The organism is Reyranella sp., from assembly GCF_050185545.1.
In the GTDB taxonomy this organism is placed as follows: Bacteria; Pseudomonadota; Alphaproteobacteria; order Reyranellales; family Reyranellaceae; genus Reyranella.
In genome coordinates, this window is sequence record NZ_JBFWZI010000199.1 from 2,693 (window position 1) to 12,287 (window position 9,595).

The following is a 9,595-nucleotide window of genomic DNA, read 5'->3' on the forward strand; positions in this document are numbered from 1 at the left end:
ACGAGTTCAATCATGGGGACAAGTTCGAATCAGCGGCGCGCGTCGTCAAATCCGCGGGGGCTCATTTATGAGCCCAAAAAAATCCGACCTGTGGATCGGAGAATTTCCTTCCGCGATCTCGCGAAGCTCGCGCAGCCCCGAAAGACAATTGAATACCTGGTCGAGCGCGGCGGCTGCGACCGCAGCACGGCGAAGCGATGGCTGTCGGGCGCAAGCCCGGCGTCAGGCCGTGCTGTCGGCGCAGTTGTTGCCGATATCATGTCTCGGCTTCGATGAATGCCGTCGCGAAAGCAACCAGAGGCAAAGCCGGAACGGCTGGGGCACCTGTGACGGGCCCCGTAAGACGATCTACCGCCGGAACGGGGTTGCGAGTAGGCGCGACTGCCGCGCAGCAGTCTGCGCGCGGGGTGATGAGCCCCGCGCGACAATTCCCGCCGCTGGATATGCGGCACCTGGAAGAGGCCTGCGAAATCCACGGTCCCTGATCACCGGATCAGGCGCGGGCCTCGCAATTTCCTGCAGCGGTGGAGCAGCGGTAGCTCGCCTGGCTCATAACCAGGAGGTCGTCGGTTCGATTCCGACCCCTGCAACCAGTTCGGGCGACGGCCTTGGCATCCAACAGCCCGGGTCAATGACATGGGGCGGGTTCTTTGTGCCGACGGCTCCATCGGGAAGGGCGGATGAATCCGCTATGTGCCCCGCCGTCGCCCGATCCTTATCACGGAGGGCAGCATGAAGCATCAGCTCGGCGACGCCCCGATCCAGCAGAAGTACCGCGAGCAGATGAACGCCATCGCGCACGCGCTCGATGACGTTCTCAATCCGGAGCTGCACGCCCCTCCCGGCACGACAGGCGCAGCGCGGGAGACCGGCTTTGTGCTCTTAGTCTATCCTATCGGCAACCTCGCCAACGGCGACGCGCGCTGCAACTACATCTCGAACGGCGCCGACCGCAAAGACGTGGTCGCACTCATGAAGGAAATGATTGCCCGGTTCGAAGGGCAACCGGAAATGGCAGGCCGGGTATGAACTCGATCCCGCTGCTCGACGCCACCCGCCGCCTGGGTGCGCCGCCGAACTGGAATCACGAGACGGACGGCATCTGCCACACGCTGGAAATCTGCGACCGCGACGGCTTCATGATCTCGGGCTGGCTGCCGAGCGAAGCGGAGCGTGCACGCATCGCTGAAGGCGCGCCGATCTTCCTGCACATTCAGGGCGTCGCGCATCCCGTCGTCGCCATGTCCGTCGGCAAGGCGTCCGATATTCAGCCGCTGGAAATCGCAAGCGGGCGTGAGGGGAGGCGGGGATGACGGTCGCGGACTCGTTAATGGACGGCTGGCTTCGCATCCCCTTCAAGGGCGGATGGAACGATCTCCGCCGTTGGAAACAATACGGCGGAAGGCTCGACAGGCCGCCGCCACCTGCGCCTATCAACACCGCGAGGCCCGCCAGCTCCGATAGCTGATCCCAAGCCCCGCACCCACAGTTCCCAGTAAGCGTCAAAGCGTATCCGTCTCATTGCTTTTCGTCCGGTGATTTCCCGGCGTGAGATTTTGTGTCTCAAAAAACAGGGGCAGGCTCATGGAGCCGCTGTTCATGATGATCGATTTCCATCATCCGCCAGGGTGGCCAACCTCGCAGGCGGATGACGAAGGGCCGGGCGCTCCGGCCGCGCAGCATGATGCCCACCCTGACAAGCGTGCTGCTGCACCCCTGCCCGGAGCGCCCGTGCCTGACTTTGCAGCTTCGGACGCCCGCGGTGGTGGCCTTCCCGAAAGATCCCCGGGAAGTCCCGCCTCGCAGAACCGCGTGGCGTCCGATTCCGAAAGCGAGAATCCAATCCTGCAATGGGTGCCAGCGATGAAGCAGCCCACGCGGCCCATCGAGGCAATCAAGATCGGCGAGCGCCACCGCAAGGACTTCGGCGATCTCACATCACTTGCCCGCGCAATCGATGCCGAAGGCCTGCTGCAGCCGATCGCCATCACCCCGGACAACGTCCTGATCGGGGGCGAGCGCCGGCTGCGGGCTTGGGAATTCACAAGGTTTCGCAACCAGGAAATCCCCGTGCACGTCGTCGATCTCGACGAGATCGTGCGCGGGGAGTGGAGCGAGAACGCCAACCGGAAAGACTTCACGCCCTCCGAGATCGTCGCCATCAAACGGGCGCTGGCGCCCAAGCTGCAGGCGGAGGCGAAGGAGCGGCAGGCGCTTGCCGGGCCAGAAAATGGGCGAGGGGTCAAGACGACCGGTCTGGGGAATTTCCCCGAACCGGTCAAAGGCCGCGCCGCCGACAAGCTCGGCGCCTTCGTCGGCAAGGACCGCAAGACCATCGAGAAGATGGAGGCGGTCGTAGCGGCGGCCGAGGCCGAGCCGGAGAAGTATGCGGAGTTGGTAGAGAAGATGGACAAGAGCGGCAAGGTCTCAGGCCCCTACAAGCGGCTCCAGGTCATGAAGCAGAGCGAGGCGATCCGGCGTGAAGAGCCGGCGATTCCGTCGCGCGGCCCTTATCGCGTGATCGTCGTCGATCCGCCATGGCCCTCAGAACCCAATAAGCCGGTCCCCGAGGGGCGCGCGTACTTCCCCTATCCAACCATGTCCATCGACCAGATATGCGCCGTGCCGGTCGCCTCCGTGGCGGCGGAGGACTGTGTGCTGTGGCTGTGGGTGACAAACTTCCACATGCGATACGCCTTCCGCGTGCTCGATGCCTGGGGCTTTGGCGAGAAGTCAATCGTTACCTGGGTCAAAGACAAGATGGGCCACGGCCAGAACCTTCGCGGCAAGACCGAGCACTGCATCCTCGCGACCCGCGGCAATCCGATCATAGATCTGCGTGCACAGACAACCGTGCTTGAAGGGCGCGTTCGTCACCACTCGCAGAAGCCGCTCGAATTCTACCAGCTGGTCGAGTCGCTGTGCCCGGCTTCGCGCTACGCCGAATTCTTTGCGCGCGGCCCGGTTCGCTCGGGCTGGGACGGGCACGGAGACCAGGCGCAGCCCGGCGGCGCTACGCCTGCGGAGGCTGCGGAATGAAGCAACCGAAACTCCTCTCCTGGCTGGAAACCTGCCTCAACACCGGCATCGGATTTGTGATTGCGATCGCAGCGCAAGCCCTGATCTTCCCGCTGTTCGATTTCCACCCGCCGCTCTCGACCAATGTCTCGATCGCGCTGATCTTCACGGTGATCTCCATCGTGCGCGGCTATCTGATGCGCCGGCTGTTCGAAGCGCTGCATATCCGCCGGCCGTTGTCGCCCTTCATGCAGGCCGTGATCGCGGAGCGCTACCGGCAGATCGAGCAGGAGGGATGGTCGCACCATCACGACGACGGCCACTACACCGGCGAACTCGCCATGGCTGGATCGTTCTACGCGCGCCATGCCGGGATGCCCGCCGGCGAACCGCCACACGGCTGGCCCTGGTCTGCGCATTGGTGGAAGCCTGCAGGATTCCGGCGCGACATCGTCAAGGCCTGCGCGCTGATCGTTGCCGAGGGCGAGAAATTCGACCGGCAGCGCAGGCCGCGCAAATTGGCGGTCGTCGGCGAACGCGAGCCGGAGATTATCAAACTGCCTGCGGGGTCGCGGAAATGAGCCGCAACGACCCCACAGAAGTCCTCGTCCGTCCATCGAGATCAGGCGGACACCAAGGCGGTCCTCGTGTCCATCAACGGCAGGCGCGCCCTTTGGATCGCGCGCTCGCAAATCAAATCCTACCACCTGATCGGAACCTCGACGGAGGGAACGGATCAGAACGGCGTGCGCAAGCGCCTGCCGCTCGCCAACATGACCGTGCCGGAATGGCTGGCGAGGGATCGGGGGTTCATCTGATGGGCGCGCGCTCAACCTTCTTCTCTCTTTTCAAACTCGGGGACAAAGTTGCTATCGACGGCGATGCTTCGATCCGAGCAACGGTGATCGGCTTCGCATTTTATCCGCACGTTGAACAAGTTCAGGTCGCGTGGTTTGCGAACGGGTCTGCTCAGGAAGCGTGGATCGCGTCCTTTCGGTTGGAGGTCGTCGAATGACCATTCCCTCGCCCCGCAAATTCATCGAGATCGTGCTGTGCTTTGCCGTGGCGGCGGTCGTGCTGTGCTGCCTTACGCTGGTGGTGATCGTGCTGGCGATCTTCGCCGCCATCGAGTCGGTCGTGGATCGTTTCAAGGTGAGGAGGGTGCGCCGATGAATCCGCTCAAGCGAGGCCTCTTCATCGATCCGCCGGCGACGCTGCTGCGCAAGCCTTCTGCTGCGCCCATCGTCACGCCGGAAGAGTGCATCGCGGTCGCGCTCACCTGTTCGCAGTGGAAGCCCGGCCGGATCGTGGACCCCAACGGGGACGTGGTGAACCTGGTGAAGAAATCGCTGAAGCGGGAAGGGTGGAAGATCGTGCCGATGGAAAAGGGAGATTATCAAAATGGAGGAAGCTCGAAATGCGACTGATCACTGACATCCTGCGTGAATACCGCAACGGCCGCGCGGCCGATCTGGCAAGTCGAAAACTTGCCGAGTTGGTGCAGGCCGTCGACGACACCGGCAAAGCCGGGACGCTGACGATCACCATCAAGGTCAAGCCGGAGAAGGGCGGCGGATCGCAGAAGACGCTCGCCTGCGAGGTCAAGGCGAAGATGCCGGAGGCCGATCTGGCGGAGGCCGTGTTCTTCTCCGACGACGAAGGCGCGCTGCACCGCTCCGATCCGCAGCAGCGCGAAATGTTCACCGAGGCCGCGGCCCGCTCGCAAGCGTGAGCCGGTAGCGAATTCATCCGTCAACCACCGGAGTTTTTCATGTCGAGCGAAGCCGAGACCGTTGCCAACCTCACCCGGGCCGGGATGTTACAGCCCGTCGTCATCACCACGCCAGGCGGCAGGGAATTCCTGATCTGTCCGGAGGAAACGACGCATACCGACGTAACGCCTCAGAACAAGCTGGAAGCGCTGAAGCCGAAGGCGATCAAGCAGGCAGTCACGCTTCAGAACGCGGAGGCGCTGATCGCATATCTCAATCGCTTCAAGGCCGACAGCTCGATCCTGTTCGCCGACGTGGCCGAAAGCCGGATCGTTGGGCTGATCGACTACCACGCCAAGGACAAGGCGGAGTTGGTCGAGCATCGCGCCACGCTGGCGCTGCCGTTTTCCGAAGAATGGAAGGTGTGGTCCGCAATCAACGGCCAGCTGAAGCCGCAACTCGAATTCGCGCGGTTCATCGAGGAGAACGCGCCGGATATCAAGGCTCCGGACGCCGGTTCCCTGATCGAGGCTGTGCGCGATCTTCAGGCGCGGCGCAGCGTGAACTTCATTGCGGCCGTCCGAACCGCCAGCGACAATGAGAGCTTTGAGTTCAACGACAACACCGAGGCGCGCACCAAGGGTGATCTCGAATTGCCGACGAAGTTCATGCTTTCAATTCCGGTCTATTTCGGCGACCCGGACGTCGAGGTTCCGGCGTTCCTCCGCTGGAAGCTGGAGGACGGCAAGCTACTGCTCGGCATCAAACTGCACCGGGCGGAGCACGTCCGCCAGGCGGCGTTCCAACTGATCGTTACCGATGCCACCGAGAAAACCGGCGTCATGGCCGTCTTCGGCAAAATCTGAGGCGACTATGGCCGCGCCGCATCGCAAGACCCCGAACCGTATCCGCGAACTGCGCGAGCGTGTCCATGCGCTGGTGCAAGAGCGGATCGGGCCGGGAGTCATCTGCAGCCGATGCGGCGCAACACTGCGGACCTATGCCGACAAGTGCGAAGCCGATCTCGATCAACGGTGCCCGGGCTTCAATGCCATCGATCTTGTTCAAGTGCGGGCCGAAAAAGAAGTGGGGCTGTGCTGAAATGCTCGACGAAGCCACCCGCCAGCGCATCATGATCCAGCAGGAAGGGGCGATCCTCGCCTCGGTCGGCGCCTATAGCGAGCCGTCCATCGCCTGCGAGATCGCGCGCTGCCAGCTCGACGGCATCAGCAATGCGCTGATCCGGATGCAGGGGCCGGAGCAAACGGCCGCTTTCGTGTTCGCTTTGTCGGACCGCGTGGCCGGCGGCGTGCGCGATGTGACCGATTGCTGGTCGCCATCCGAGAAGGTGATCGAGCACGAACCGGCGCCGGTCAAGCCCGAGAAGCGGGTGCCGGATTTTGTCTACGGATTCCTGTGCGGGCTTGCGGCCATGGCGACGGTCACGTGGCTGGCGATGGGGAGAATGTGATGCGAGGCGGCCGACACGCGCCCTGGACCGAAGCCGAGCGGCAAATGCTGCGTGACCAGCGCGCGAACGGCGCGTCGTTTGCGCAGCTTTCGGTGCCCGGCCGCACCCAGAAGGCCTGCGCGCAGGAATACTACCGCAAGCTGAAGCCGCAGAGCAGGCCGACGTCGGCCCCAGGCCGCCGCGCGCTCGCTGATTTACCCGGGATTGCGGCTGCACCCGCTGTCGCCGCTGAATTGGCGAATCCAGTGCAGCGCCCGCGCTATTTTCACGACGCTGATCAGTTCGTCCTCGGCAGGATCGCGCGTCAAGGGTTGACAGCCGGCTTCTGCGGAGACCCGCCGCCGGGGCGAAGCGCGCTCGACCAGCGAGAGGCGCAGAAGTGAACAGCCTATCCCATCTGCCGGTCAACCCGCTGCCGAACGTGCCGCGTCACGTCTACGGGCCGGACCACTTCGTTAAGGCGGACCCGAACAAGGGCCGCCCGTACAACCAGACCGAGCGGGCCTGTCCCTGTGGCGTCGTCAAGATCACCGTGTTCGGCCCGGAAGGCGCCTGGCGTGAATGGCGGCTTCCCGGCTCGCCCGACCAATACAGCGATGCCATGGGCACGCCGCCGTGCTCGTTGGGGGCGAAATGAAGAGACACCTTTCCACAATCGCAGCCTGCCATGTCGTGGCGATTGCGTCGCCTCGCGAGGGCGAGTCTTACTGCGTCCATCCCCGTTTTACGTCTTATCCACAGGTGCGAAGGTGAACGCGGAACGCCATCGATGGGCCGACAAGGTCGTCTTTCCCAACAAATCGGAGCGCGAGTGCCTGCATTGCGGGCTCGTCAAGGTCTCGCGCCGCGAGTTCGAAGGTGGTCGCGACGTCTACTGGACCGAATTCTGGCGCGGGCTCGATCGGATCGAGTGCGACGGCACGCCGGCGTGCGAGCCGGCCCGAGAGGTTGCGTCCGCATGATCATCCGCCGGCGCCATACCGCCAACTTCACCACGATTGGCAACGTGCTGTTCGAGGACGAACGGCTTGCGGCCGACGAGGTCGGCATCCTGGCCTATCTCTTGTCGCGCCCGCACGATTGGGAGGTCCGCAGGCCAGCCCTGATGCGGCGCTGGGGCATGGGCCGCGACGCGATCAAGCGCGTGGTGTCCAATTTGGTGCGGTTCGGCTGGTGCATCGCGCGCAAAGATCGCCTGCCGAACGGCACCTTTTACATGATCTATGAAATCCGGGATGAGCCCGGCCCTACACTGACGGATGAGCAAGTCCGGCAGGCTTTGTCGCTGGTGTCCAGCGAGGCCGTGTCCGACGAAAATCACGTCATTCCGGGCCCGGATATCGTTCCCGACCAGCCGCCTCAAAGCGGCGATCCACCTACGGGTTACCCGTCGCTGGCCGACCCGTCGCCGGGTAAGGCGGAGGTGGCCTATATAGATATACAAAACAAGGATTTACAAAGGACGGATTCTACCCAAAAACCTGAGAGAGAGGGCGCGCGCGCGAGGGAAAGACACGCCCTCAATCTGGCCGAGTTCAAGCGGCGATGGCCGACGAACGCAAGCGACGATCAGGCGAGGGTCGATGGTGCATGGTACGCGCTTTCGAATGAGGAGGGCGAGGCGGCTTTGGCTGGCATAGCGCCCTTCCTCGAGGAAATGCGCCGCAATCATCGGAAGCACCCGCCGGCCGGATTTACCTATCTCGGGCAGAAGCGCTGGACGCTGCTGGCAGCCTTGAAGCCGGAGGCCTCGCCCACCACGCTGCACGCTCCAGACAGCGCTGAAGCCAAAGCCGTCCGCGTGCTTCACGAGATCGTCGGCCGCAGTGAAGCGTTCTTCAAAATCTTCCGTGGCCGTGATGGTTCGGTCACCTTCCACACCCCGATCACGCCGCAGTTGGCCGCGCTTGCACAAGCTGGCGATCCGTCGTCTTGGCCGATCCTCGATCGGCAGCAGGCCGCTGCATGGGAGCAATTGCTGCGGCCGGTCTTCGACGATCGGATTGTGAGGCTGCGCCTTCGCGAAGGCTCGCGTGCGCCTTGGTATTGGCCGCCTCGCAAGGACGGCACGCTCTCGCCAACCGGCCCGCCCGGCCCAACTGATGAGGATCTCCAAACACTCGCAAACGAAGGCCAAAGGTGAGGGAAGCAATGCTGATGGGGAACATGGAGCAGGTTCGCGATGCGCTTCAGATCGGCCAGATCGTGGATTACGTGCCGGTCTCCGGGGCTGTGGCCGTGCCCATGCCAAAGTGCTGGTACATCCGCCGCACCGCTCCGAACCGGGAATTCCGGGTGATGAAGCGATGCGAGCAGCTCGGGCTATCGGCCTACCTGCCCACGATGGGATCGACGCGCGAGGTGCGCCGTTACAGGCTCGGCACGTTGAAGATTGAGCGTCGCAAGGTGCGCGCTCCACTGATCACGGGCGCCATTCTCGTTCCGGACTTCGAGATGGACTCCGAGGGCTGGAAGGAGGTTGATGGCATCATGGGTGTGCTTCGCTTCGGTGAGTTTGTGCCCCGCCTGACGCCGAAGCTGATGGCCGATATTCGCAAGATCGAGGCCATCGGCAGGGTGCCTAAGAGCAAGCGAGAGCAATACTTCAGGGTCGGGCAGCTGGTGCGGGTACTCAACGGGCCGTTCAAGAGCTTCTCGGCCAGGGTCGAACGCGTTGACACAGGCGGTCGAATCAGTGTTGGAGTCGAAATCTTCTCGCGCATCACCCCGGCCATGTTGGATCAGGGTGACATCGAAGCGGTTTAAGCTGAGGCTGCGTAGGCGATTGTCGCCACCCCACGGGGTTGCCTTTGGTGCCAGCAGGCCCAGGTCTGCAGGACGCTTCGAACGAAGGCAGACGCAGCCTTCGGCGCAACCTCGCAGTCGGTAGGGCCGACTCAGGGGTCGTTAAAGAGATTCAAACCGCAAGGCCCCGGCATCGTCCGGGGCTTTTTGCGTCATGGGTGCGGTAGGTCTGTCCCTATCGTTGATTCCTCCCTTGACTTGGGCCGTGGTGGTGGATGCCCTCCGACCACGGTCCCCTTTTTCACTGACAGTGAATGCCGAAGCGTCCACCCATCTTCGTTGCGCCGGGGCAGAAGCGTTACGTCAGCGAGCGTGAGCGCAAGGCCGCACTGGATCGCACGCGACCAAGTCGCCATCAGCGCGGCTATGACAGTGACTGGACGGCGTTCAGGGAGAGCTATCTGCGGGACTTTCCATTTTGCCAGCAGGCAGGCTGTGGCGAACCGGCGACCGAGGTACACCACCTCGAGCGGGTCAAGACCCACCCACACCTCCGCCTGGTGCGCTCGAACGTCAAAGGCCTCTGCAAGCCTCACCACTCGCGCCTTACTGCGCTGGAAGATTCCATCGCGCGTAGACCCTGAGAGAG

18 protein-coding genes and 1 tRNA gene are annotated in these 9,595 nt (G+C 63.3%); all 19 read left to right on the plus strand.

Features of this window, described 5'->3' with window-relative positions:
• Positions 1-276: hypothetical protein (locus AB7O82_RS32215; protein ID WP_428621168.1), on the plus strand; the 276-nt coding region annotated here is incomplete at its 5' end.
• A 241-nt stretch (positions 277-517) separates the two neighbouring features.
• Positions 518-593 (plus strand) — tRNA-Met (locus AB7O82_RS32220).
• Positions 594-732: 139 nt separating this feature from the next.
• Positions 733-1,029, plus strand: coding sequence for a hypothetical protein (locus tag AB7O82_RS32225; RefSeq protein WP_428621169.1), 297 nt, complete (start codon positions 733-735; stop codon positions 1,027-1,029).
• Positions 1,026-1,313 (plus strand): hypothetical protein, encoded by a 288-nt coding sequence (locus AB7O82_RS32230; RefSeq protein WP_428621171.1) that lies wholly within the window; start codon positions 1,026-1,028, stop codon positions 1,311-1,313. Before AB7O82_RS32225 ends, AB7O82_RS32230 begins: the two co-directional genes overlap by 4 nt.
• 286 nt (positions 1,314-1,599) lie before the next feature.
• Positions 1,600-3,039 carry an MT-A70 family methyltransferase gene (locus tag AB7O82_RS32235; RefSeq protein WP_428621172.1) on the plus strand — a complete coding sequence of 480 codons (1,440 nt, stop codon included), beginning with the start codon at positions 1,600-1,602 and terminating at the stop codon, positions 3,037-3,039.
• A complete protein-coding gene (locus tag AB7O82_RS32240; RefSeq protein ID WP_428621174.1) occupies positions 3,036-3,599 on the plus strand; it encodes a DUF7220 family protein in 564 nt (187 codons plus the stop codon). The genes AB7O82_RS32235 and AB7O82_RS32240 overlap by 4 nt, the downstream gene beginning before the upstream one ends.
• Positions 3,600-3,665: 66 nt before the next feature.
• Positions 3,666-3,836: a hypothetical protein gene (locus tag AB7O82_RS32245; protein WP_428621176.1), complete on the plus strand. Its 171-nt coding sequence runs from the start codon at positions 3,666-3,668 to the stop codon at positions 3,834-3,836.
• A complete protein-coding gene (locus tag AB7O82_RS32250; protein WP_428621178.1) occupies positions 3,836-4,033 on the plus strand; it encodes a hypothetical protein in 198 nt (65 codons plus the stop codon). The genes AB7O82_RS32245 and AB7O82_RS32250 overlap by 1 nt, the downstream gene beginning before the upstream one ends.
• A complete protein-coding gene (locus AB7O82_RS32255) occupies positions 4,030-4,191 on the plus strand; it encodes a hypothetical protein (RefSeq protein ID WP_428621179.1) in 162 nt (53 codons plus the stop codon). The genes AB7O82_RS32250 and AB7O82_RS32255 overlap by 4 nt, the downstream gene beginning before the upstream one ends.
• Entirely contained in the window at positions 4,188-4,445 is a 258-nt protein-coding gene (locus tag AB7O82_RS32260) for a hypothetical protein (protein WP_428621181.1), read from the plus strand. Before AB7O82_RS32255 ends, AB7O82_RS32260 begins: the two co-directional genes overlap by 4 nt.
• Positions 4,436-4,750, plus strand: a complete 315-nt coding sequence (locus AB7O82_RS32265) for a hypothetical protein (RefSeq protein WP_428621183.1) — start codon at positions 4,436-4,438, stop codon at positions 4,748-4,750. The genes AB7O82_RS32260 and AB7O82_RS32265 overlap by 10 nt, the downstream gene beginning before the upstream one ends.
• A gap of 39 nt (positions 4,751-4,789) precedes the next feature.
• The gene (locus AB7O82_RS32270) at positions 4,790-5,596 is read left to right on the plus strand and encodes a DUF2303 family protein (RefSeq protein WP_428621185.1); all 807 of its coding nucleotides are present in this window, start codon (positions 4,790-4,792) and stop codon (positions 5,594-5,596) included.
• Positions 5,597-5,603: 7 nt separating this feature from the next.
• Complete coding sequence (locus tag AB7O82_RS32275; RefSeq protein WP_428621187.1) at positions 5,604-5,831, plus strand: hypothetical protein; 228 nt, start codon at positions 5,604-5,606, stop codon at positions 5,829-5,831.
• The gene (locus tag AB7O82_RS32280) at positions 5,791-6,201 is read left to right on the plus strand and encodes a hypothetical protein (RefSeq protein ID WP_428621189.1); all 411 of its coding nucleotides are present in this window, start codon (positions 5,791-5,793) and stop codon (positions 6,199-6,201) included. Before AB7O82_RS32275 ends, AB7O82_RS32280 begins: the two co-directional genes overlap by 41 nt.
• A 44-nt stretch (positions 6,202-6,245) precedes the next feature.
• Positions 6,246-6,584 carry a hypothetical protein gene (locus AB7O82_RS32285; protein ID WP_428621190.1) on the plus strand — a complete coding sequence of 113 codons (339 nt, stop codon included), beginning with the start codon at positions 6,246-6,248 and terminating at the stop codon, positions 6,582-6,584.
• Entirely contained in the window at positions 6,581-6,838 is a 258-nt protein-coding gene (locus tag AB7O82_RS32290) for a hypothetical protein (RefSeq protein ID WP_428621192.1), read from the plus strand. The genes AB7O82_RS32285 and AB7O82_RS32290 overlap by 4 nt, the downstream gene beginning before the upstream one ends.
• A gap of 112 nt (positions 6,839-6,950) precedes the next feature.
• Positions 6,951-7,163 (plus strand): hypothetical protein, encoded by a 213-nt coding sequence (locus AB7O82_RS32295; RefSeq protein ID WP_428621193.1) that lies wholly within the window; start codon positions 6,951-6,953, stop codon positions 7,161-7,163.
• Complete coding sequence (locus tag AB7O82_RS32300) at positions 7,160-8,344, plus strand: hypothetical protein (RefSeq protein ID WP_428621195.1); 1,185 nt, start codon at positions 7,160-7,162, stop codon at positions 8,342-8,344. The genes AB7O82_RS32295 and AB7O82_RS32300 overlap by 4 nt, the downstream gene beginning before the upstream one ends.
• An 8-nt stretch (positions 8,345-8,352) precedes the next feature.
• Positions 8,353-8,967, plus strand: coding sequence for a transcription termination/antitermination protein NusG (gene nusG, locus AB7O82_RS32305; RefSeq protein WP_428621197.1), 615 nt, complete (start codon positions 8,353-8,355; stop codon positions 8,965-8,967).
• The last annotated feature ends 628 nt before the right edge of the window (positions 8,968-9,595 follow it).